The following is a 22,163-nucleotide window of genomic DNA, read 5'->3' as shown; positions in this document are numbered from 1 at the left end:
ACAGCCCGCCCCCGGCGCCCCTGCCGCGCAGGCGACACCAGGGCAGACGCAACCGCAGGCGCCCGGCACCGTCCGCTCCAATCACGGCGCATGGTCCGTGGTCTGCGACAAGCCGGCCGGTGCTTCGGCTGAGCAATGCGCGCTGATGCAGAACGTCATCGCCGAGGACCGCCCGGAAGTGGGCCTCTCGGTGGTCGTGCTGAAGACCGCCGACCGCAAGTCAAAGATTCTCCGCGTGCTCGCGCCACTCGGCGTGCTGCTGCCCAACGGTCTCGGCCTTAACGTCGACGGCAAGGATATCGGCCGCGCCTATTTCGTTCGCTGCTTCGCCGACGGCTGCTACGCCGAAGTCGTGCTCGAGGACGAACTGCTCAAGACCTTCCGCAGCGGCGCCAGCGCCACCTTCATCGTCTTCCAGACGCCTGAAGAGGGTATCGGCATTCCCGTCGACCTCAAGGGCTTCGCTGAAGGCTACGACGCGCTTCCCTGATATCACGGCCTGACAAGGGCCCCGATCGCTGGGCCCGACCTCCGCGTCTGATCGCTTTTGCGATCCTTACGAATTCGACACTTGCTCGAACCGTCCCCCGGACCTACATCGGCAGGAAGCATTTCCTGCCGCAGCGGAGCATAATGACATGAATACCGATCTCCTGACGCTTTTCGACGCCGACGAAGCGAAGATGCGTTCGCTTGTCGCCGAGGCCCTTTCCGGCGCCGACGACGGGGAGCTCTACATCGAGCACGCGCAGGCCGAATCGCTGATGTTCGACAATGGCCGCCTCAAGGGCGGCAGCTTCAACACCGAGCAGGGTTTTGGCCTGCGCGCGGTGGCGGGCGAAGCGGTGGGCTACGCGCATGCGGGCGATCTCTCGGTTTCGGCGCTGAAGCGGGCTGCCGACGCGGTGAGCGCGGTGACGCGCGGCTATACCGGCAGCTATGCGGCGGCCCCACAGGGCACCAACAAGAAGCTCTATAGCGACGAAAACCCGATCGGCGCGCCCACCTTCGAGGAGAAGGTCAAGGTTCTGCAGGACATCGACGCCTATCTGCGCGGCAAGGACGACAAGGTCCGGCAGGTGACGGCTTCGGTCGCCGCCAGCTGGCAGGTGGTCGACATCCTGCGCGCTGACGGTCACCGGGTCCGCGATATCCGCCCGATGACGCGCATCAACATCTCCGTCATGGTTGGCCAGGGCGACCGCCAGGAAAGCGGCTCCTACGGCAGCGGCGGACGCATCGGCTTCGGCGACTTCATCGCCGAGGGCAACTGGCAGTACGGCGCCGACGAGGCGCTGCGCCAGGCGCTGGTCAATCTCGAGGCGATCGACGCGCCTGCCGGCACGATGGACGTGGTGCTCTCCTCCGGCTGGCCGGGCGTGATGCTGCACGAGGCTGTCGGCCACGGGCTGGAAGGCGATTTCAACCGCAAGAAGACGTCGGCCTTCGCCGGCCTGCTCGGCCAGATGGTCGCCGCCCCGGGCGTGACCGTCGTCGACGACGGCACGATCGACAGCCGCCGCGGCTCGATCACCATCGACGACGAAGGCACGCCTTCGGGCTACAACGTGCTGATCGAAAACGGCAAACTGGTCGGCTACATGCAGGACCGGCAGAACGCCCGGCTGATGGGCATGAAACCGACAGGTAACGGCCGCCGGCAGGGCTACGCGCATGTGCCGATGCCGCGCATGACCAACACCTACATGCTGGGTGGCGACAAGACGCCGGAAGAGATCATCTCTTCGGTGAAGAAGGGCATCTATGCCGTCTCCTTCGGCGGCGGCCAGGTCGACATCACCTCCGGCAAGTTCGTTTTCGGCTGCACCGAGGCCTATCTGATCGAGAACGGCAGAATAGGTCCGGCCGTCAAGGGCGCCATGCTGATCGGCAACGGTCCGGATGCGATGCAGCGGATCTCCATGGTCGGCAACGACATGAAGCTCGACACCGGCATCGGCAATTGCGGCAAGGCCGGCCAGTGGGTTCCCGTCGGCGTCGGCCAGCCGCATCTGAGGATGGACCAGGTGACGGTGGGCGGCACGCAGGCGTAACAGGCCCCTCCCCGATGAGCGATATTCGCGTTCGCCCCTTCACGCCGTCAGACAAGGACGGCGTGATATCGACGATCCTGCCGATCCAGAGCGAGGAGTTCGGGATCGCGATCACCGCCGCCGACCAGCCGGATCTTTTGGCCATTCCCGAGTTCTACCAGTCGGGCAAGGGTCAGTTCTGGGTGGCGACCTCAGGTGACACCGTGGTCGGCACGATCGGGCTGAAGGACATCGGCAACGACCAGGCGGCACTGCGCAAGATGTTCGTGGCGGCGGATTTTCGCGGCCGCGAACGTGGCGTAGCCACGGCACTTCTGGCCGCGCTGGTGCAGCACGCCGAGGCGCAGGGGCTTGTCGATATCTATCTCGGCACGACGGACAAGTTTCTCGCGGCGCATCGCTTCTACGAGAAGAACGGCTTCGTCGAAGTCGAGAAGAGCACTCTGCCGCCAAGCTTCCCCATCATGACCGTCGACAGCAAGTTCTACAGGCTGAGCCTCAGCGCCGCCTGACGCTCAGATCGCTTCATCCAGCGAAAACAGCCACTTGCGCTTGATCGCGGCCGCGAGGTCGAGATCGTTTTGGTGCGCGAAGAGCAGGATGTGGCCGAGCACGTCGGCGGCCTCGTCTTCGAGGTCGCGGGCCATGTCCTCGCCGGAGCGCCCCTTGGGGCGCCCTCGCCCGCTGACGCGGTTCCATGCCTGGGTCAGTTCGCCCATCTCTTCCTGGAGCTTCAGCAGAAACCAGTCGGCATCGCGTGTGATGCCGTTTTCTCCGGCATAGGCGCTCGAGGCCCGCTCGAACTTCAGGGCAAGATCATCCAGCATCATGTTCTCCTTTCGTTTACGCAGGAGAACCCTGATTCAGCGGCAATGTCCAGTCGGAATGGCTGATGGATCAGCCGCGGTCGCCGAGCAGCATGCAGTCGTAGGAGCGCTTCTTCAGCGCGTCGCAGGCCGACGTCGCGGCATCGCGGCTTTCGAAGCCGACGAAGCGGGCGCGGTAGACCTTGTTGGCGCCCTTGCCGACGGCTTCCGTATAGGGGTTGGCCGACTTCAGCGCGGCGCCGCCTTCGGACTTGGCCTGGGCGAGAAGCGCGCGGGCGGCTTCGTCGCTCGGGGCAGCCGAGATCTGGATCGCCCAGTCGCCTGTCGAGGCGACGGATGCGAGCGGCTTGGCGGAAGAGCCGATTTTCGCCGTAGGCGTTACGGCGTCGAGCGCCGAGGGACGCTCCTGCGGAACGGTGTCGCTCAGATAGCCGAGCGCCTTGGGGGCAAGTTCGCTGCGGGCGATTTCGGGTGCTGCGACCGGGGCGACATCCTCGACGCGCGGCGCGGATGCGGGAACCGGCAGGTCGCTGGCATCGGCTGCGGAGGCGACTTCGACAGGCTCGCGCGAATTGACGCTGGCGACCAGACGGGCGCCACCCGAAGAGGATGCGCGGCCCATGGCCTTGTCGAGCAGGGCCGCCATCTTGTCGTCGCGGCTGCGGGCGGTGCGGCCACCGAGAACCACGCCGACGACGCGACGGTTGCCATCCTTGACGGCGCTGACGAGGTTGAAGCCGGAGGCGTTCGTATAGCCGGTCTTGATGCCGTCCATGCCCTGGTAGCGATACATCAGGTTGTTGTGACCGCGGATCGTGCGGCCGCGGAAATTGAAGCTCGCGGTCGAGAACAGGCGGTATTCGCGGGGGTAGTTCTTCATGAGCGCGACGGCGAGCGTCGACATATCGCGGGCGGTGGTGATCTGGCGGCCATCCGGCAGGCCCGACGCGTTGACGAAGGTAGTGCGGCTCATGCCGAGCTGGCGCGCCTTCTGCGTCATCAGCCTGGCGAAATTGCTTTCAGAGCCGCCTAGCTTTTCGCCCATGGCGGCAGCGGCGTCATTGGCCGACTTGGTGATCATGCCGAGGATCGCGTCGCGCACGGTGATCGACGTTCCTGCCTTGGCGCCGAGCTTGGTCGGCGGGCGGGAGGCCGCGTATTTCGACATGACGATCGGGGTATCCCAGTTCATCTTGCCGCGATTGATGGCCTCAAACGCCATGTAGATCGTCATCATCTTGGTGAGCGACGCGGGATGATTGAGAACATCGGCGTTTTCCGACGACAGGACCTTGCCGGTTCTCGCATCGAGGATGAGCGAAGCGCTGCCAGCCATAGCCGACAACGGCGCCGCAACGACCAACGTCGCGGTTATAATCGCGGCCAACAGCTTTCTCATGCACTTCCCCTCGATGAACAGCCGACCCTCGTCGCCCGAATTTTGTCCCGTTCTTAGACAGATGGACGCAATATGGCGCGACTTTGCGGCAACGTGGACCATTTTTGTCAAATTTTACCCTTTATGGTGAAAAAACCGTAAAACACGCCCTGCAATATTAGAATTCAGGCAAAGTCAGCATTCAGCAAGGCTTAACCTCGCGCTTGCTAGGGTCGCCTCCTCACGACCCCGCAAACGGAGCGGAGATGATGAACGCCAGAACGCTGGCAAAGCGGATCGCGATAACCGGCGGGCTGGAGGTGGCCAACCTCCTGCGCTCGGTCGGGCTGATGCGCGGCGCACGCGGCATGGGCGCGATCTTCACGCTGCATCACGTTCGCCCCCACGAGCCTTCATCCTTTTCGCCGAACGCGCATCTGGAGATCACGCCGGACTTTCTCGACGCGGTGCTGACGCGGCTGAAGAGCGACGGCTACCGATTCGTGTCGCTTACTGATGTTCCCGACGCGCTCTCCGAGCCGAAACCGTCACAGCCCTTCGCGGCGTTTACGCTCGACGACGGCTATCGCAACAATCTCGTCTACGCCATGCCTGTGTTCGAGCGGCATGAGGCGCCGTTCACGATCTTCGTGGCCAAGGGGCTGGTGGAGCGGACGCATACGATCTGGTGGGAAACGCTGACGGCGCTCTTGCGGCGCGAGGAAAGGCTGACGTTCGATTTCGGCGATGGCGCCGAGACAATCGACACCGCCAGCCCTCAAGACAAGCACCGCGCCTTTGCCCGCTTCGCACGCTATATTCATGCGCATGAAGAGACGGTGGCCGTAGCGGCCGTGGATGCGCTGGCGCGGTCGCACGGGATCGACCCCACCGAGATCGTCGACGATCTGGTGATGGGCGCGCCAGAGCTCAACCTCCTGGACGCCAGCCCGCTCGCCTCGCTCGGCGCCCACACCGTCAGCCATCGTGCCGTCGCGCGGCTCTCCGACGCCGAGGTTCGCGATGAGATGACGCACTCCCAGGATTATGTCGAGGTGATCAGCGGCCACCGGCCTGATGCGTTTGCCTATCCCTATGGAACCCGCGAGGCGGTGACGCAGCAGCAGGCGGCGATTGCTAGGGATCTCGGATTTTCTCTGGCGGTGACCACCCAGCCTGGCGTGATCGGTCGGCAATCGCTCGAGCGCTCCACCTATCTGCCGCGCCTGTCGATCAACGGGCTCTATCAAAAGCCGCGCTATGTCTCCGGCCTTGCTTCGGGCATCCCCTTGAAGCTGATGGGCAACCGCGGCTGAGGGTCCGCCCCTCCCCGCGACATTATCCACCGATCACTTTCTTTTGAGGCGGCGCGCCGTTTGCAGGTGAACGCCGGCGCCTCGGGGCACGATCTTTTCAACCTAGGATGAAAATTCAAGCAAAGAGCGCCGTGGTTGCGCGGCGCTCCGTTTCGATGTCAGCGGCGGCGGGTTCGTTGCTCCCTTGCGCAAGCAATCGGAGGCGCCGCCGAGGGGAGGCTTACGGATACATCCGCACCTTGTCCCAGCCGCCCTCGGGCGTGCCACGGCGGAACTCGATGCGGTCGTGGAGCCGGAACTTCTGGTCTTTCCAGAACTCGATCGAGGTCGGCTTGATGCGGAAGCCGGACCAGTGCTGCGGGCGCGGAATCTCGCCGATGGCATAGCGCGCGGTGTATTCGGCGACGGCTTTTTCCAGCGCGAAGCGGCTTTCGAGCGGGCGCGACTGCTTGGAGGCCCAGGCACCGATGCGGCTGCCGCGGGCGCGCGTCTTGTAATAGGCGTCGGCCTCCTCGTCGCTCACCACTTCAACCGGGCCGCGCAGCCGAACCTGGCGGCGAAGCGTCTTCCAGTGAAAGCACATGGCCGCTTTTTTCTGGCCGAGGACTTCGCGGCCTTTCTGACTCTCGAAATTCGTGTAGAACACAAATCCGTCTTGATCGAATCCCTTAAGGAGAACCATGCGGACATTGGGAAGGCCGTCTTCATCGACCGTCGCAAGCGCCACCGCATTCGGGTCATTGATCTCGGAAGCTTCGGCTTCCTTCAGCCAATCCGCAAAGAGCTGGAACGGCTCGTTTTGCTCGGTGAAGTCACTGGTTGTTAACTCATTTTCCGACATATTAGCTCAAATGCCCCGGGTTTATTCGATAATTGCCCAGCCCAAAACCACTGGACAGGACACAGGGTGGAAGTCATAGCAAAGTCAGTTCGTCATACAAAGGGCCTCATGCGCCAATGCGCGGCCATCTGCGTTGTCGGAATGGCAGTGCTTTCTCTCTCCGGCTGCATGGCCGGCGGGCTTGATATGTTCAGCAGCAACAAGGTCGATCGTTCGGTTGCAACAGGCACCGTGCCGCAGCCGGCGCCGACGAGCGACAGCATCTCCGACGAAATGACCGTGGGCAATGCCGTGACCTCGGCCGACATCAACGGCCTGCAGGGACGCCCCCTTCCCTGGGCGAACGCTTCCACCGGCAGCGCCGGCGTGATCGACACGATCGTCGAAAACAACGACACCGGCCAGGTTTGCCGTCAGTTCAAGACGACGCGCCACTCCTATGTCGGCATCTCGAAATTCTACGGCAAGACCTGCCTCGTCGGCGGCGGCAACTGGCAGCTCCTGAGCTTCCAGCCTGAGAGCTGAGCGGCCTTTTCAGGCAGTCGTTAACGGCTGCCCCCGGCTACGTTTCCAGATTTAGCAAAAGATAACCATTCCGCATGAAACCGTGGCGTGTCCTGACGCCAAATAAGGACTGATTAGCAACTTTGCGGGACTGTGGTTCGCATATGTGCGCAGATTTTCTGCTCGCGAAGCGAACTTCGGCGCACCAAATGAGTTTAATCGGGGCTGCGGAGTGCCGGACAGGGCACCTCGCATTTGGACACCGGGCGGTTTGGACATGCGCGATCCTTATAAGATATTGGGCGTCAGGCGCGACGCGGGGCAAGACGAGATCAAGGCAGCTTGGCGCAACATGGCCAAGGTGGTGCACCCTGACCATAATCAGGGCGACCCGCTGGCCGGTGCGCGCTTCGCCGAGATCGGCCGCGCCTATGACACGCTGAAGGACCCGAAGAAGCGCAGCCTCTTCGACAGCGCGGCGCGGGCAGCCGAAGCCAAGCAGAACGAGAAGCAAAACGAAAACACCATCATGGCGCAGCGCCAGGCGGCGCGCGAAGCCGCGATCCGCGCCAAGCAGGCGCAGGAGAATGCCGAGCGGGTGATGGAAGAGCTGGCGCGGGCAGCGGCACAGAAGGCGGCCGCCGAGGCGGCAAAGCAGCCACAGCCGCAACAACAGCAGCAAGCAGGTGCTGCCGAGCCCGCCGAAGAGATGATCGAGCGGATCTTCGGCAACCAGGCCCGCGCGGCGAGCGGTGGCGGACGGGCGCGCGGCTTTGCTTCCGGCCGGGCCAAGCGGCCGGAGCCCGAGAGCGCCGAGGCCGACAAGCAAACGGATAAGGCTACCGAGAGCGCCAAGGCCGGCGACGCCGGCAAGATGGTGGACGACGAGCACGGCGCGGACGAGGCCGCGGCGGCCAGCGCTGCCGTCCTGCAGCCGCTGAGCCTCCTCACCTCATTCGTTCGCCGCTTTACCGGCGGCGCAGCCCCCGCGCCCGAGAAGGCGCCGGATCAGCTGGCCATCGCAACTGTCACCATCGAGGATATCTTGAAGGGCGCCTGGGTGAACGTCGATCTCGGCGATGGCCGCGACGCCGGCTTCGCGCTGACGCCGGGCACCACCGAGGGCCACACGGTGCGCCTCAAAGGCCAGGGCCACAAGCTGACGGGCATGCAGCGCGGCGACGCTGTGGTCAACATTCATATCGCCCCACACGCCGACTTTACCGTCGACGGCTTCGACCTGCACACAGTCCTTCCCGTCACCATCGAAAACGCCGTGCTCGGCACCGACGCGCGCATCGACGGACCGAACGGACCGCTCACGGTTACCGTGCCGGCATGGTCGGGATCGGACAAATCAATCCGCTTCGAAGGCCTCGGATTGCCCAAATCGGATGGCGGAAAGGGCGATCTGGTGGTCGAACTGCGCATTATCCTGTGGGAAAAGCCCGACGATAAGGTCACGGATTTGATGAGAATTATGAAGAACGGCCTGTTTTTGTGAATTTTGGGTGACATTAGCACCCTTTGTTACGTTCCCTAACAGTTGATGATTGCTAGCAATCTTGAACCGGCTGGCCGGCTATGCCATAGGCAGGATCGATCAATTTACCTAAGGGGCGAAACATGGCTCAGGCACAAGGCCTCATGTCAGGCAAGCGCGGCGTCATCATGGGCGTTGCCAACAATCGTTCGATTGCGTGGGGCATTGCCAAAGCTATTCATGCACAGGGCGGCGAGGTTGCCTTTACTTATCAGGGTGATGCGCTGAAAAAGCGGGTCGAGCCGCTGGCAGCTGAACTCGGCGGCATTCTTGCTGGACACTGTGATGTCAGCGATGAAGCATCGATCGACGAGGTTTTCGACAACATCGAGAAGACCTGGGGCAAGATCGACTTCATCGTGCATGCGATCGGCTTTTCGGACAAGGACGAGCTCACCGGCCGTTACGTCGACACCTCGGCGGACAACTTCGCCAAGACGATGCAGATCTCCGTCTATTCCTTCACCTCGGTCGCCCGTCGCGCCGAGAAGCTGATGACGGATGGCGGCTCGATGCTGACGCTGACCTATTACGGCGCCGAAAAGGTCATGCCGAACTACAACGTCATGGGCGTTGCCAAGGCGGCTCTTGAAGCCAGCGTGAAGTATCTGGCGGTCGATCTCGGACCGAAGAACATCCGCGTCAACGCGATCTCGGCCGGCCCGATCAAGACGCTGGCAGCGTCCGGCATTGGCGACTTCCGCTACATTCTCAAGTGGAACGAATACAACGCGCCGCTGCGCCGCACCGTCACCATCGAAGAAGTCGGCGATGTCGGCCTCTACATGCTTTCGGACCTGTCGCGCTCGGTTACCGGCGAAGTGCATCACGCCGACAGCGGTTATCATGTTATCGGCATGAAGGCTGTGGACGCGCCGGATATTTCCGTCATAAAAGACTGATCGTACTCTCTTATGAGTCATGCTCGCGGCCCCTCCTCGCGGAAGCGATCAGGGGCCGTTTGCAATATGGAGCCGATCATTGCTTATCTACGTCATTCGTCACGGCCAGACAGACTGGAACGCGGAACGTCGCCTGCAGGGGCAAAAGGACATCCCGCTCAATGCCATCGGTCGTGAGCAGGCGCGCCAGAACGGCATCAACCTCGCGGAAATCCTGAAAGTCGAAGGCATCGAATTCGATTTCATCGCGAGCCCTCTCGGCCGCACGCGGGCGACGATGGAGATAGCCCGCGAAGCAATGAACCTCCCGCCCAAGGACTACCGCACCGACGAGCGCCTGGTGGAAGTGTCGTTCGGTGACTGGGAAGGCTTTACGGTCAAGGAACTGAAGGCGACCGCCAAGGAGCGGATCGTTGAGCGTAATCTGAACAAGTGGGATTTCATTCCGCCGGGTGCCGATGCCGAGAGCTACGAGATCATGTCGTGGCGGGTGGCGTCCTGGCTGAACGAGGTGGACCGGCCGACGGTCTGCGTCACGCATGGCGGCGTCATTCGCAGCCTGTTCAGGACGATTGCCAACGTGCCGAAGGATGAAGCGGCCGAAGGCGAGATTCCGCAGGACCGGATTCTCAAGATCGAGACCGACACGAAGCAGATCGCCTGGATCTAAGCCTGCTTCGCGCCAGCCGAATTACTGTACGATATCGAGATCGTTGATGACGCGCTTTCCGTCGACTTCCGTATAGAAGACGATGACCTTCACGCCTGCCTTCAAGCCTTCGAAATTGAATTCTTCCGACGCCTGGTAGGTCTTGCCGTCATCGAGCGTGAGGCTGAGATTGCTCATGTCGATGTTCTTGATCGTCGCTTCCACGTCCGCGCTCTCGGCAAAGCCGCTGATCGGCGACAGAAAACTCGCTGTGGCCAAAAGTGTAGCAACTACGAAGCGCATAACGGCATTCCTTCGAAAACACGACTCAAACATCCAATTGTGCATAGATAGCCTCCCGAATATGGCGAAATTTGCCCTGAACCGTGACCATTCCCGCCCAATTGATGAAGCGCATTTTAACAACAATCAAGAGGGTTCGTTAATACAGTCGTACACTTAAAACGTGTTCCCAATACTACCTGTAAGAAATCGTAAATTAACACCCGCTACTTACAGTCATAGGGAAACGGGGAGACTGGGGTTTTGCTATTCCGCAGGAAACATAACAAGGCAACGCGGAGTTCTTTGCGGAATACCCATATCTCGTTTCTGGTTTCCTGCCTGGTCGCCGTCGTCGTCATCATTGTCGGTTTCAGCCTGGATCGCGCCAATACCGCGACTAATCTTCGCGAATTGACGATCCGCACGGAAAACGAGACCAGCCTTATTCGCGCGCGTGTGACCGCCCAGATCAACATGGACATCACCATCGTGCGCGACCTTTCCAACATGGTCGCGATCAGCTCGAAGATGAATGCCGAGGAGATGGAGCGGCAGATCAACTGGCTGCTCATCCAGAACCCGCATTTCGTGCATATCGCCGTTGCGCCCGATTTCATCGTGCAGTCGGTATTTCCGGCGACGGAGGGCAAGGATCGGCTTGGCCACGACGTGCGCGAATTCCTGATGGATCGCCAGTCGGTGGCGCGCACCACCGGCAACCAGCAGGCACGCTTCTACGGACCGATCCGCACGCTCGACGGCAAGGATACTTTCGCGATCTTTTTCCCGGTCTTCGTAAAAGAGAACGGCCAGCGACGGGTCTGGGGCGCGGTCGAGGCGGTGATCGACGCCGACATGTTCTACGAGAATACCGGCCTGAAGCCCGCGCGCGACAGCGAGAACCGCGAGAAATATCCGCATCTCGACCACCTCTCCATCGCGCTGCGCGATCTTGGAACGACGGGTGCGGCAGTGTCCCCGTTCTTCGGTTCGCCGGAGGTGCTGGGGCAGCGGCCGCTGACGCGCAAGATCACATTCGCGGGCGGACGATGGGAGATCGCGGCGGCGCCGAAGACTGGCTGGACCGCCCCTCCAGAGAATCAGCAGACTCTGCGGTTCATCATCCTCGCCGCCGCCTGCCTCACCATCATTCCCGTGTTCTTCGCGACCCTTCTGCTCGGCGAGCGCAACAAGAACATCAGGCAGCTGGAAAAGCGCGAGGAGACGCTGCTGGAGCTATCGCAGCGGCTCAACCTGGCCCTGGAAACTTCCAACATCGGCATCTGGGAACTGAGGAATGGCGGCCAGAGCCTGTTCTGGGATGGGCGCGCCGCGGCACTTCACGGCAAGCAAGCGATCGAAGGCAGCTACTCGCTCGACGACTGGCTGGAAACGATCGTTCCCGACGATCGCCGGGTGGCGAAGATCCACCTCTTGAAGGATGGCCGGTCCGGCTCCTCCTACACGACGCAATACCGGATCGAGCTTTCGGACGGCAGCACGCGCTATCTGCGATCGGTGGGCTCGGTTTACAACGACGCCGCCGGCACCATCCGCACAATCGGTATCGTCTGGGACGTGACCGCCGATGCGGTTGCGGCCGAGACGCTGCGCCGGGCGAAAGACAGCAGCGACATCAAGAACGCCGAGCTGGAGCTTGCGCTCGACGAACTCTCGCACCGCGAGGCGGAACTCGCCGAGCTCTCGGGCAAGCTCGATCTGGCGCTCGATTCCTATCAGTGCGGCATCTGGGAGGCCACGCTTGGCAAGGCCGGCTCCTTCTGGGACGACCGGATGCACGAGCTCTACGGGCTGGAGCCGCGCGCCGGCTTCATGGACGAGGAGACGTGGCTCTCCTGCGTGCTCGAGGAAGATCGCCCGCTTGCGGTCGAAAGCGCGCGTTATTTCAAGAAGGTCGGCGATACCCATACCGTCGTCTGTCGCGTGCCGACCGAGGACGGGACGATGCGCTATGTGCGCTCGACCGGAAAGGTGCACGCGACATCGAACGGCCAGCTGAAGATCATCGGCGTTGCCTTCGACATCACCGAAGACGCGCTGATGACGGCGGAGCTGAAGGCGGCGAAGGACGAGGCGATCGGCAAGAACATCGAGCTCGAACTCGCCAACAACCGCATCGAGCACAACTCGCTGCACGATCCGCTGACGGGGCTCGCCAACCGCCGCAAGCTCGACAAGGCGCTGGAGCAGCTGACCGATGCCGGGCAGCACGCCAGACAGAAGTTCGCGATCCTCCACATCGACCTCGACCGCTTCAAGGAGATCAACGACACGCTGGGCCACGCTGCGGGCGACGCCATGCTCGTCCATGCCTCCCGCGTGCTCTCGCGCAGCATTCGCCCGAGCGATATCGTGGCGCGCATCGGCGGTGACGAATTCGTCATCCTGGCGCTCAATGCCAATGACGCAGAGATGTCGGCGCTTTCGGGCCGGATCGTCGAGGAGATGCGCCAGCCCATCGATTTCCAGGGCTTTGCCTGCCGCTGCGGCGTGTCGATCGGGATTGCACTGGCAAGCGGCATGCGCGTCGATGCCCGCAAGGTGCTGATCAACGCCGATATCGCGCTCTACCGCGCCAAGAGCCAGGGCCGCAACCGCTTCCAGTTCTTCAATCACAATCTGCAGGCCGACATCATCAACAACAAGCGGCTGGCCGACGAGATCCTCTCGGGCATCGAGAACGGCGAGTTTACCACCTGGTATCAGCCGCAGTTCAGCGCCCGCACCATGCAGCTGACCGGCGTCGAGGCGCTGGTGCGCTGGCAGCACCCTTCCCGGGGCCTGCTGACGCCCGACAAGTTCCTGAAGATCGCCGAAGAGATCAACGTCGTGCAGACGCTCGACCGGATCGTTCTCGAAACGGCGCTCAAGGACAAGATGCGGTGGGCGGCGCTTGGCGTTTCCGTTCCCAAGGTTTCGGTCAACGTTTCGGCGCGGCGCCTGCATGACGATGCGCTGGCCGATTCGCTGCGCATGCTGCAGATCAGACCGGGCGAGATTTCGTTCGAGCTGGTGGAATCGATCTTCCTCGACGAGAGCGAGGACGTCGCCGCCGAGAACCTCGATAAGATCAAGGCGCTCGGCATCGACATCGAGATCGACGATTTCGGCACGGGCCATACCTCCATCGTCAGCCTTTTGAAGCTGAAGCCGAAGCGGCTGAAGATCGACCGGCAGCTGGTGCAGCCGATCATCACCTCGGCGCAAGAACGTGCGCTGGTGCGCTCGATCATCGACATCGCCCGCTCGCTTGGCGTCGAGACCGTAGCCGAGGGTGTCGAGACTGTCGCGCATGCCAGCCTGCTTCTCGAACTCGGCTGCGACCTGCTACAGGGCTACGCCTTCTCGCGCCCCCTCTCCTTCGACGATTTCACCGAAGCGGCCACCCATACGGCCTGGCGCATCGCTTCATAGTATGGCTTTGCGCGGTTGTTCTCGAATTTGAGGAAACACCGTTTCCCAATGGAGACGGTTTGGCGCAAAGAAAGCCTTTTGCCCTCTCGGCTTTTGGCCTATGAGTGTCGCGCCTTTTTAAAGAATGGCGCGGCCCGGGGACGCCCGGCGGCGCGATCCGGTCGGAGCATATGTCACACAATACATTCGGTCACCTCTTCCGCGTAACCACCTGGGGCGAAAGCCACGGTCCGGCGCTCGGCTGCGTCGTCGACGGCTGCCCTCCCGGTCTGCGTTTCAAGCTCGCCGACCTTCAGGTGTGGCTCGACAAGCGCAAGCCCGGCCAGTCGCGCTTCGTGACGCAGCGCCGCGAGGACGACCTCGTCAAGGTTCTCTCGGGCGTGATGTTTGACGCCGACGGCGAGACGATGATCTCGACCGGCACGCCGATCTCGATGATGATCGAGAATACCGACCAGCGCTCCAAGGATTACGGCGAGATCGCCCGCCAGTACCGGCCGGGCCATGCCGACTACACCTATGATCTGAAATACGGCATCCGCGACTATCGCGGCGGCGGGCGCTCGTCTGCGCGCGAGACGGCGGCGCGTGTTGCGGCCGGCGGTATCGCGCGGCTGGTGGTTCCCGGCGTTCGCGTGCGCGGCGCGCTGGTGCAGATCGGCAAGCACAAGATCAACCGCGACAATTGGGACTGGGACCAGGTCGACCAGAACCCGTTCTTCGCGCCGGATCCAGAGATCGTGCCCGTCTGGGAAGAGTATCTCGACGGCATCCGCAAGAAAGGCTCGTCGATCGGCGCCGTGGTCGAGGTGGTGGCCGACGGCGTACCGGCCGGTTTGGGCGCACCGATCTATTCCAAGCTCGACCAGGATATCGCCTCGCTGCTGATGTCGATCAACGCCGTCAAGGGCGTGGAGATCGGCAACGGCTTCGAGGCGGCCGAAATCACCGGTGAAGAAAACGCCGACGAAATGCGCATGGGCAATGACGGCCAGCCGATCTTCCTGTCCAATCATGCCGGCGGCATCCTTGGCGGCATTTCGACCGGTCAGCCTGTCATCGCCCGCTTCGCGATCAAGCCGACCTCGTCGATCCTGACCGAGCGCCAGTCGATCGATGCCGACGGCAAGAACGTCGATATCCGCACCAAGGGCCGCCATGACCCCTGCGTCGGCATCCGCGCCGTGCCGATCGGCGAGGCGATGATCGCCTGCGCCATCGCCGACCACTACCTTCGAGACCGCGGCCAGACCGGCCGGCTGAAATAGGAACGTTCCCATGCCTTACGATCAGAAGCGCGTCGTAGACGCTATCCGGGCCTTCGAGGCCGGCGAAATCGTTGTCGTCGTCGATGACGACGGCCGCGAGAACGAAGGCGATCTTATCGTTGCCGCTGTTCACTGTACGCCGGAGAAGATGGCCTTCATCGTGCGCCACACCTCGGGCATCGTCTGCACGCCGATGCCGAAGGAAGAGGCCAAGCGCCTCGGCCTCAACGCCATGGTCGCGGAAAACGACAGCGCGCATACGACGGCCTTCACCGTCACCGTCGACTTCAAGCACGGCACGACGACCGGCATTTCCGCCGACGACCGCACGCTGACGGTGCGCAATCTCGCCAACCCGAATGTCGGCGCCTCCGACTTCGTACGCCCCGGCCACATCTTCCCGCTGGTCGCCCGCGAGGGTGGCGTGCTGATGCGCTCGGGTCATACGGAAGCCGCCGTCGATCTCTGCAAGCTCGCCGGCCTGCCGCCGATCGGCGTGATCTGCGAACTGGTCAACGACACCGGCAGCGTGATGCGTGGTCCGCAGGTCTCGAGCTTTGCCGAAGAGAACGGTCTCAAGCTGGTCTCCGTTGCCGACCTCATCGCCTATCGCCAGCGCAAGGAAACGCTGATCCAGCTGCAGGCGAGCTTCGACGTCGAAACGCCGTTCGGCAAGGCGAAGGCCCACAGCTACTCGCTGCCCTGGGATCCGATGCAGCACCTCGCCGTCGTCTTCGGCGACATCCGCGATGGCATCGACATCCCGGTGCGCCTGCACACCGAAAGCGTCGTGGACGACCTGTTCGGCAAGCGCTCCGTCGATCACTACATGAAGAAGATCGCCGAGAAGGGCCGCGGCGTTATCGTCTATCTGCGCGAGGGTTCTGTTGGCGTCGGTCACCAGGACAACGGCCGCAAGGCTCTGGGCCAGGGCCGTGAAGCCCATGCGGAAGCGCAGAACCGTGAAAGCGAATGGCTGGAAATCGGTCTCGGTGCGCAGATCCTGAAGGATCTCGGCGTCAGCTCGATCAAGCTACTGACCCGCAGCGAGCGCCACTATGTCGGCCTCGAAGGCTTCGGCATCAAGATCGCGGAAACTGAGATCGGCTAAGGCCAATAAGATGATCAGCCGGCGGGTAAGGCCCGCCGGTTTGAACCGTCGTCAGGCGGCGATGCGCTTGAAGCGCGTCCGGACGTTCTGCATGTAGTATTTGCCCGGCGATTCAGACGTCACCATGGCGATGACATGGGCTTCGGCCACGCCTTCGAACATGCGTTCCTCGCCGTTGTTCAGGCAGACACGCAATCTGCCGTCTTCCTGGCTGAAATAGACCGCGTCGATCAGGGCGGACTTGACGGTGACGGGCTTCATCCGCGCACGCTGCTCGCTCAACGAAACGATCGAACCTATCGCCGCGGCGCGGGCGTCGCGACGGTTACGCATCAGTGCTCTGACCCTGCGGGCGAGGCTGTTCCATGCCGTCCATGCGGCGTATCTGATCGCTCGTGTTTTCATGCTGTAATCGTAGGCGAACGGTCCTTAAGAAGTTCGCGAAGAAGCATGGTAAACCCCCGTCAAGATTAACAGGCGGTAATCATCTAAAATCCGAACTATCTCAACGATGACAATCGCTTAGCCGCGCCAACCATCCAGCATCTCGACCCGCTCCACGCCGGCGAACCGGGCAACGCGATCAAGCTCTGCTGCAAGCTTTTCAAGGCGGCCGGCGGAGGGTTTTACGCCCGGCTCCAGCCACAGGCGCTTGACGTCGAGCGAGCCCTTCTTGCGGTCCGCCTTCATGTCGATGCGGCCGATCAGGCGATCACCTTCCAGCAGCGGAAAGACGTAATAGCCGTACTCCCGCTTCGGCTCGGGCACGAAGATCTCGATGCGATAGAAGAAGCCAAACAGGCGTTCAGTGCGGTTGCGATCGCGGATCATCGGATCGAAGGGGCTCAACACCCGGATGCGCGGCGGTGCCGCAGGGTAATCGTCGAGCGTATCGAGGAAATCCGTAAACGCCCAGGAGGGGCGCGGCTTGCCACCCAATGCCGGCTCGATCAGGATTTCGGTCAGTTCATCGCGGTGGGCGGTGACCCAGCCCTTGGCCTCATCGGGCGAGACCAGCGCCCAGAAGGCCGCTATCTCGCCATGGGTAGCAAAGCCCAGCCTCGTCAGCGCGCTGCGACAGGCCCAGTCCACGAATTCCTCGCGGCTGACCTCGGGCTCGTGAAACTCGGCCGGGATGACGCGCTCGACCAGATCATAGACCTTCTGGAAATTCGAGCGGCCCGAGATGGCGAACTTGCCGGTGCGCCAGAAATATTCGAGCGCCGTCTTGTTGGGATGCCAGTTCCACCAGCCGCCGGAAACGTGGCCATCGGCCTTGATTTCGCGCGCCATGATGGCGCCGTCGCGGCTAACCCGCTCATAGGTCTCGTCGAAGGCATCCTCGAAACCCTCGCCGCGCCATTTGCGCCAGCGATCCACCAAAACCTCCTCCTCCCGCCGGAACTTATGCTTCCAGTAGCGGAAATAGCTGCTCGGCAGGATGGAGGCGTCGTGCGTCCAGTGCTCGAACAGCGCGCCGTCCTTTTCGAGAAGGGCAGTCAGGTGCTCGCGCTTGTAGGTCTGGTTGCGCGAGAAGAGGATCTGGTGATGGGCGCGCTCCACCCACTGGATGCTGTCGATCTGCACGAAGCCGAGATCGTGGATCAACTGCAGCAGGCCGGTTTTGGTGAGCACGCGGTTGGGCGGGGCGCTCAGGCCCTGCTTGGCCAGAAAGATGCGGCGGGCGTCGGCATTGGAGATCAGCTTCGTCATGGCAGCGATGATAATCCGGAAAATGTTCCTAGCCACCCGAATATGGCGGGTTCGGGCGAGGATGCAATGGGGTCAGGTCGCGTCGCATTTGATCTTCCCTCCGGCCGCATTCGTTTATAGAACGGCGCTTCACCTCAGGGGGACGCAGTGAATATCCGTTTCGAAAGCGCCGGCGTCAGCTATGGATCGCGGACTGCGCTGCAGCCGCTGACGCTTGAACTCACCGAGAAGCGCATCGCCATCATCGGGCTGAACGGCTCCGGCAAGACAACCTTCGCAAGGCTGATCAACGGCCTGACCAAGCCGACCACGGGGCGGGTCATCGTCAACGGTCGCGACACATCGGACGAGAAGGCGGCACTCGGCGATGTCGGCTTCATCTTCCAATCGCCGCAGAACCAGATCATCCTGCCTGTCGTGCGAGATGATATCGCCTTCGGGCTGAAGAGCCGCGGACTTGCGAAGGCCGCGATCGAGGCCAGGGTGGCCGAAGTGCTCGACCGCTTCAATGCCGGGCATCTGGCCGAGCGGCGCGCGCACGAGCTTTCCGGCGGCGAACTGCAAATGGCGGCCCTGTGTTCGGTTCTCGCCACCGGTCCCGATATCCTCATTCTCGACGAGCCGACCAACCAGCTCGACCTGCGCAACCGCGGCCTCGTGCAAGGGCTGATCGAGAGCCTGCACGAAAGCGCCATCGTCATCACCCACGATCTGGAACTGATTTCGGATTATCCGCGCGTGCTGGTCTTTCACCAGGGGCAACTGGCGGCCGATGCGCCGGCCGCCGAGGCGATCGCCCGCTACCGGGAGCTCGCGGCCTGATGCAATCGCTCTATGTCGAGGGCAATAGCCGGCTGCACCTGATCTCGGCGCGGGTGAAGCTCATCGTGCTTGCCGTGCTCGGCATCGCGCTATTCGCCACCGCAAACATCGCACTGCTCGGCTTTGCCGTCGTCGCTACGGGCGCGGTTTATTTCGGCATCGGCATGCCGGTTCGTGCTGCACTCGCCCGGTTAAAGCCGATCCTTCTCACCATTCTCATCGTCGCCGTCTTCAGCCTCGCCTTCAATCCGTGGCATGGCGCCGTCGTGGCGCTGCTTCGGCTGACCGCGCTGATGCTTTTTGCCGCGAGCGTCACCGCGACCACGACGATCGCCGCCTTCATGGACGAGATAACGCTGGCCGCCCGGCCGCTGGAGCGCCTGGGGCTGGTGCGGGCCGACGATGTCGGACTTGCCGTCGGGCTGGTGGTGCGCTTCGTGCCTGAAATCATCGGCCGCTATCACGCGATTGCCGAGGCGCATCATGCGCGCGGGCTGAAGGTGCGGCCGGCGACCGTGCTGGTGCCGCTCATCATCCTGACGCTGAAGGATGCTGATAACATCGCGGCTGCGATTGACGCGCGCGGTATTCGGCGGCATGTGAATTAGCACCTATTGAACCACGGAGCCATCATGAGCACCCGAGACCTCGTTCTGTCCGCCCTGTTTGCCGCCATCATCGTCGCGCTCGGCATCCTGCCGCCGATCACGCTCGGCTTCATTCCGGTGCCGATCACGGCGCAGTCGCTTGGCGTGATGATGGCCGGCGTGGTGCTCGGCGCCCAGCGCGGCACGGTGGCGGTGTTGATCGTGCTGGTGCTTGTGGCGATCGGCCTGCCGGTTCTTTCCGGCGGTCGCGGCGGGCTCGCGGCGTTTGCGGCGCCCACCACCGGCTTCCTGATCGGCTGGGTCTTCGCCGCCTTCACGACCGGCTATATCAGCGAGCGGCTGGTGAAGCACGGCCAGGCGGCTGGCATGCAGCTGACCGGCTTCTTTTTCGCGGCCATGATGGGCGGGATCGTCGTGCTCTATGCCTTCGGCATCGTCTATCTCGCCTTTGCAGCGCAGATCGGCCTGAAGGCGGCATTCACCGGCTCGATGGCCTTCATTCCCGGTGACGTGATCAAGGCTTTCGTGGCGGCGCTGGTCGGCCGCGCGGTCATGGCCGGCTATCCGCTGCTGCCGGTCAAGAGCTAAAACTAGTTCATGAAACCGTAGAGCCAGTCCCGCGTCACCTCCGGCAGCGGGACCGGCGCCTTGTCCTCGCGCGTCTGCGCCTGCCAGACGATCTCGACCTCGGCGGCGCGCTCCTCGCCCGTATCCACCGCGATGATGAAGCCGACGGAGCGCACGCCGATCTTGTCGACGGCGGTGGTAAACAGCACCATTTCGTCATAGCGCAGAGGCCGATGCAGGATGCAGGTGATCTTGCTCGCCACATAGAGCGGCTCGCCGGCCAGTTCCGGCCGCTCTGACCAGAATTTCGCCAGCGCGGATTCGGCATAGGAGATGTAGGAGCCGAGGAACATCTGGCCGTTCATGTCCACATCGCGGAACGGCACGTGTATCTGCACAATGTTGGAGCGCATCGCAGCGTTCATCGATTTCCCCCAGTCTCAGCCTTTGCTATTACGCAATTCCGGACGCAAAACCGCGCTGCACTTTTGCTGGAATTGCTTTAGCCCCCCAAGAATAACCGCCTGCTAATATTATGTAAATGAACGCGAAAGGCGTATGACAGCGCGCGATTGTTGAAATCGCTGGCCCCTACCCCATCTGCTGTGGAACATGACGAGGCAGGCCGATAGAGTGATTTAGAGCCTTTCCTGGTTAGCTTGAAGCATTCTGCCGGAGCAGGTTTTCGTCAGGGCAAAGGCGATTGGCGAAGGGCATACCCCGGGTACGGTCGAGCCGATCGCCTTTGATCCTGGCGGAAAGATGCCCGGCCCTTCGGGTTGGCTGAAACGGGCCGCCTGATCGTCCGGCCGGCTTGGCCGTATGCTTGGGCTACGACGCGCGCCGGCCGGACGACCATTCGACTCCGTTTGAGCCAACAGAATGCTTCAATCTAACCAGGAAAGGCTCTTATGAGCACCCGCCTTTACGAACATCCGATCTTTCTGGAACACATCACGCCCGAGGGCCACCCCGAGCGATCCGACCGGTTGCGGGCGCTGAACGTGGCGCTGGGGCATCCGCATTTCGACCGGCTGGACCGCCAGCAGGCGCCGCAGGCCTCCGAGGACGCCGTGCTTCTGGCGCATCCGGAAGAGCATCTCTTTTCCGTCATGCGGCAGGTGCCGGAGGAAGACGGCGAGATCAACCAGCTCGAGGCCGATACCTATGCCAGCCCCAAAAGCCTGCAGGCGGCGCTGACCGGGATCGGCGGCGCGATGGCGGCGGTCGACGACGTCTTTACCGGCAAGGCGGACAATGTCTTCGTCGCCTCGAGGCCACCCGGCCACCACGCCGAGAAATCCAAGGCGATGGGCTTCTGTTTCTTCAACAACGCCGCCATCGCCGCCCGCCACGCCCAGTTGAGGCATGGCGCCGAGCGCGTGGCGATCGTCGATTGGGACGTGCACCACGGCAACGGCACGCAGGACATCTTCTGGGACGATCCGTCCGTTCTGTTCTGCTCGACGCACCAGATGCCGCTCTACCCCGGCAGCGGCGCCAAGACCGAAACCGGCGCACACGACACGATCGTCAACGCGCCGCTCTCGCCCAATGTCGGCAGCGAGCATTTCCGCGAGGCGTTCAAATCCCGCGTGCTGCCGGCGCTGAACGACTTCCGCCCCGACCTGATCATCATCTCGGCCGGCTTCGACGCGCATCACCGCGACCCGCTGGCGCAGATCAATCTCGTCGGCGAGGACTTCGACTGGGCGACCGGGCGGCTGCTCGAAGTGGCCGACAAAAGTGCCGGCAACCGGGTCGTCAGCCTTCTGGAAGGCGGCTATGATCTCGAGGGCCTAGCCGAATCGGCCGGGCTGCATGTTTTGAGAATGATGAAGGGTTGAGCATGACCGACAACGCCAAGCCGGAGGTTTCCGGCCTCTCTTTCGAAAAGGCTGTCGCCGAACTCGAAAGCATCGTCGCCCGGCTGGAACGCGGCGACGTGGCGCTGGACGAGTCCATCGAAATCTACGAGCGCGGCGAGGCGCTGAAGAAGCATTGCGAGACGCTGCTTTCGGCCGCCGAAAACCGGATCGAGAAGATCAGGCTCGACCGCGCGGGCAAGCCGCAGGGCGTGGAGCCTTTAGACGGGGCTTGAGGCGTATCGCGGTAATATGCGGGACAGTGGGATCGCCGGAAACTCTCTGAGCGCTACGCATATTCCGCCCTCATCCCTGTGCTCATCACAGGGATCCAGCGCGATCAAGTCCTTGATCGCAATAGACTCTCTTCGCCGCGCAGACGCGCGTCGGCTGGTTTCCTGTGACAAGCACAGGAATTGTCTGTCGAGATTGTGCTTTACTGTGCGTGAAGCTTGGATGATCCCCAGGGTGGCCA

Annotated in this window: 23 protein-coding genes; 16 read left to right on the top strand and 7 right to left on the bottom strand. The window is 62.5% G+C overall.

All coding sequences use genetic code 11. The features are described 5' to 3' along the window. The 3 genes from B3605_RS15755 to B3605_RS15745 form a co-directional block, all read left to right on the top strand. The coding region (locus B3605_RS15755; protein ID WP_296434976.1) for an invasion associated locus B family protein at positions 1–490 on the top strand (490 nt) is incomplete at its 5' end. A 148-nt stretch (positions 491–638) separates the two neighbouring features. Then, positions 639–2,054: a metalloprotease TldD gene (gene tldD / locus B3605_RS15750; protein WP_112945805.1), complete on the top strand. Its 1,416-nt coding sequence runs from the start codon at positions 639–641 to the stop codon at positions 2,052–2,054. Between the two features lie 14 nt (positions 2,055–2,068). After that, the gene (locus tag B3605_RS15745) at positions 2,069–2,566 is read left to right on the top strand and encodes a GNAT family N-acetyltransferase (RefSeq protein WP_112945806.1); all 498 of its coding nucleotides are present in this window, start codon (positions 2,069–2,071) and stop codon (positions 2,564–2,566) included. A 3-nt stretch (positions 2,567–2,569) separates the two neighbouring features. Here the strand turns inward: B3605_RS15745 and B3605_RS15740 are convergent, their stop codons facing one another. Together B3605_RS15740 and B3605_RS15735 are read right to left on the bottom strand one after the other, a co-directional pair. Next, positions 2,570–2,881: a MazG nucleotide pyrophosphohydrolase domain-containing protein gene (locus tag B3605_RS15740; RefSeq protein ID WP_112945807.1), complete on the bottom strand. Its 312-nt coding sequence runs from the start codon at positions 2,879–2,881 to the stop codon at positions 2,570–2,572. A gap of 70 nt (positions 2,882–2,951) precedes the next feature. Then, positions 2,952–4,280 (bottom strand): D-alanyl-D-alanine carboxypeptidase, encoded by a 1,329-nt coding sequence (locus B3605_RS15735; RefSeq protein ID WP_112945808.1) that lies wholly within the window; start codon positions 4,278–4,280, stop codon positions 2,952–2,954. 245 nt (positions 4,281–4,525) lie between these two features. On the opposite strand from B3605_RS15735, the gene B3605_RS15730 reads away from it, so the two are divergent. Continuing rightward, positions 4,526–5,575, top strand: a complete 1,050-nt coding sequence (locus B3605_RS15730; RefSeq protein ID WP_112945809.1) for a polysaccharide deacetylase family protein — start codon at positions 4,526–4,528, stop codon at positions 5,573–5,575. A gap of 220 nt (positions 5,576–5,795) precedes the next feature. Here the strand turns inward: B3605_RS15730 and pdxH are convergent, their stop codons facing one another. Further along, positions 5,796–6,416, bottom strand: a complete 621-nt coding sequence (gene pdxH / locus B3605_RS15725) for a pyridoxamine 5'-phosphate oxidase (RefSeq protein WP_112973080.1) — start codon at positions 6,414–6,416, stop codon at positions 5,796–5,798. A 66-nt stretch (positions 6,417–6,482) separates the two neighbouring features. Here pdxH and B3605_RS15720 point away from each other — a divergent pair, with 66 nt between their 5' ends. The 4 genes from B3605_RS15720 (at position 6,483) to B3605_RS15705 (ending at position 10,035) form a co-directional block, all read left to right on the top strand. Further along, positions 6,483–6,941 carry an RT0821/Lpp0805 family surface protein gene (locus B3605_RS15720; protein ID WP_026283645.1) on the top strand — a complete coding sequence of 153 codons (459 nt, stop codon included), beginning with the start codon at positions 6,483–6,485 and terminating at the stop codon, positions 6,939–6,941. Between the two features lie 256 nt (positions 6,942–7,197). Next, on the top strand, positions 7,198–8,424 hold the full coding sequence (locus B3605_RS15715) for a J domain-containing protein (protein ID WP_112945811.1): 1,227 nt from the start codon (positions 7,198–7,200) through the stop codon (positions 8,422–8,424). A 122-nt stretch (positions 8,425–8,546) separates the two neighbouring features. Further along, positions 8,547–9,365 (top strand): enoyl-ACP reductase FabI, encoded by an 819-nt coding sequence (fabI, locus tag B3605_RS15710; RefSeq protein WP_026283646.1) that lies wholly within the window; start codon positions 8,547–8,549, stop codon positions 9,363–9,365. Positions 9,366–9,444: 79 nt separating this feature from the next. Then, positions 9,445–10,035 (top strand): histidine phosphatase family protein, encoded by a 591-nt coding sequence (locus B3605_RS15705; RefSeq protein WP_112945812.1) that lies wholly within the window; start codon positions 9,445–9,447, stop codon positions 10,033–10,035. Positions 10,036–10,056: 21 nt separating this feature from the next. On the opposite strand, the gene B3605_RS15700 is transcribed toward B3605_RS15705, so the two are convergent. Continuing rightward, positions 10,057–10,317, bottom strand: a complete 261-nt coding sequence (locus B3605_RS15700; protein ID WP_018902046.1) for a DUF1344 domain-containing protein — start codon at positions 10,315–10,317, stop codon at positions 10,057–10,059. Between the two features lie 285 nt (positions 10,318–10,602). Between B3605_RS15700 and B3605_RS15695 the strand changes: the two genes are divergently transcribed. From B3605_RS15695 to ribB, 3 genes are all read left to right on the top strand, one after another. Then, positions 10,603–13,734: a bifunctional diguanylate cyclase/phosphodiesterase gene (locus B3605_RS15695; protein WP_112945813.1), complete on the top strand. Its 3,132-nt coding sequence runs from the start codon at positions 10,603–10,605 to the stop codon at positions 13,732–13,734. A gap of 170 nt (positions 13,735–13,904) precedes the next feature. Beyond that, the gene (gene aroC / locus B3605_RS15690; protein ID WP_112945814.1) at positions 13,905–15,002 is read left to right on the top strand and encodes a chorismate synthase; all 1,098 of its coding nucleotides are present in this window, start codon (positions 13,905–13,907) and stop codon (positions 15,000–15,002) included. 10 nt (positions 15,003–15,012) lie between these two features. Beyond that, positions 15,013–16,113 carry a 3,4-dihydroxy-2-butanone-4-phosphate synthase gene (gene ribB / locus B3605_RS15685; protein WP_047507948.1) on the top strand — a complete coding sequence of 367 codons (1,101 nt, stop codon included), beginning with the start codon at positions 15,013–15,015 and terminating at the stop codon, positions 16,111–16,113. 51 nt (positions 16,114–16,164) lie between these two features. Here the strand turns inward: ribB and B3605_RS15680 are convergent, their stop codons facing one another. Then, on the bottom strand, positions 16,165–16,446 hold the full coding sequence (locus B3605_RS15680) for a KTSC domain-containing protein (protein WP_296434967.1): 282 nt from the start codon (positions 16,444–16,446) through the stop codon (positions 16,165–16,167). Positions 16,447–16,635: 189 nt separating this feature from the next. Beyond that, entirely contained in the window at positions 16,636–17,826 is a 1,191-nt protein-coding gene (locus B3605_RS15675) for a winged helix-turn-helix domain-containing protein (protein ID WP_112945816.1), read from the bottom strand. Between the two features lie 147 nt (positions 17,827–17,973). Between B3605_RS15675 and B3605_RS15670 the strand changes: the two genes are divergently transcribed. Genes B3605_RS15670 through B3605_RS15660 form a run of 3 tightly spaced genes read left to right on the top strand, consistent with a single transcriptional unit; the run spans position 17,974 to position 19,844 of the window. Further along, positions 17,974–18,648 (top strand): energy-coupling factor ABC transporter ATP-binding protein, encoded by a 675-nt coding sequence (locus tag B3605_RS15670; RefSeq protein WP_112945817.1) that lies wholly within the window; start codon positions 17,974–17,976, stop codon positions 18,646–18,648. Further along, positions 18,648–19,256: an energy-coupling factor transporter transmembrane component T family protein gene (locus B3605_RS15665; RefSeq protein ID WP_112945818.1), complete on the top strand. Its 609-nt coding sequence runs from the start codon at positions 18,648–18,650 to the stop codon at positions 19,254–19,256. The genes B3605_RS15670 and B3605_RS15665 overlap by 1 nt, the downstream gene beginning before the upstream one ends. 24 nt (positions 19,257–19,280) lie before the next feature. Continuing rightward, positions 19,281–19,844 (top strand): biotin transporter BioY, encoded by a 564-nt coding sequence (locus B3605_RS15660; protein WP_112945819.1) that lies wholly within the window; start codon positions 19,281–19,283, stop codon positions 19,842–19,844. A gap of 2 nt (positions 19,845–19,846) precedes the next feature. On the opposite strand, the gene B3605_RS15655 is transcribed toward B3605_RS15660, so the two are convergent. Then, positions 19,847–20,248, bottom strand: a complete 402-nt coding sequence (locus tag B3605_RS15655; protein ID WP_112945820.1) for an acyl-CoA thioesterase — start codon at positions 20,246–20,248, stop codon at positions 19,847–19,849. A gap of 486 nt (positions 20,249–20,734) precedes the next feature. Between B3605_RS15655 and B3605_RS15650 the strand changes: the two genes are divergently transcribed. Continuing rightward, positions 20,735–21,670, top strand: a complete 936-nt coding sequence (locus tag B3605_RS15650; RefSeq protein ID WP_112945821.1) for a histone deacetylase family protein — start codon at positions 20,735–20,737, stop codon at positions 21,668–21,670. Positions 21,671–21,672: 2 nt separating this feature from the next. Beyond that, a complete protein-coding gene (locus B3605_RS15645) occupies positions 21,673–21,924 on the top strand; it encodes an exodeoxyribonuclease VII small subunit (RefSeq protein ID WP_047507965.1) in 252 nt (83 codons plus the stop codon). The last annotated feature ends 239 nt before the right edge of the window (positions 21,925–22,163 follow it).

It is taken from the genome of Rhizobium sp. UBA1881, assembly GCF_002338015.1.
Lineage (GTDB): Bacteria > Pseudomonadota > Alphaproteobacteria > Rhizobiales > Rhizobiaceae > Rhizobium.
This window is presented reverse-complemented; position numbering and strand designations above follow the sequence as displayed.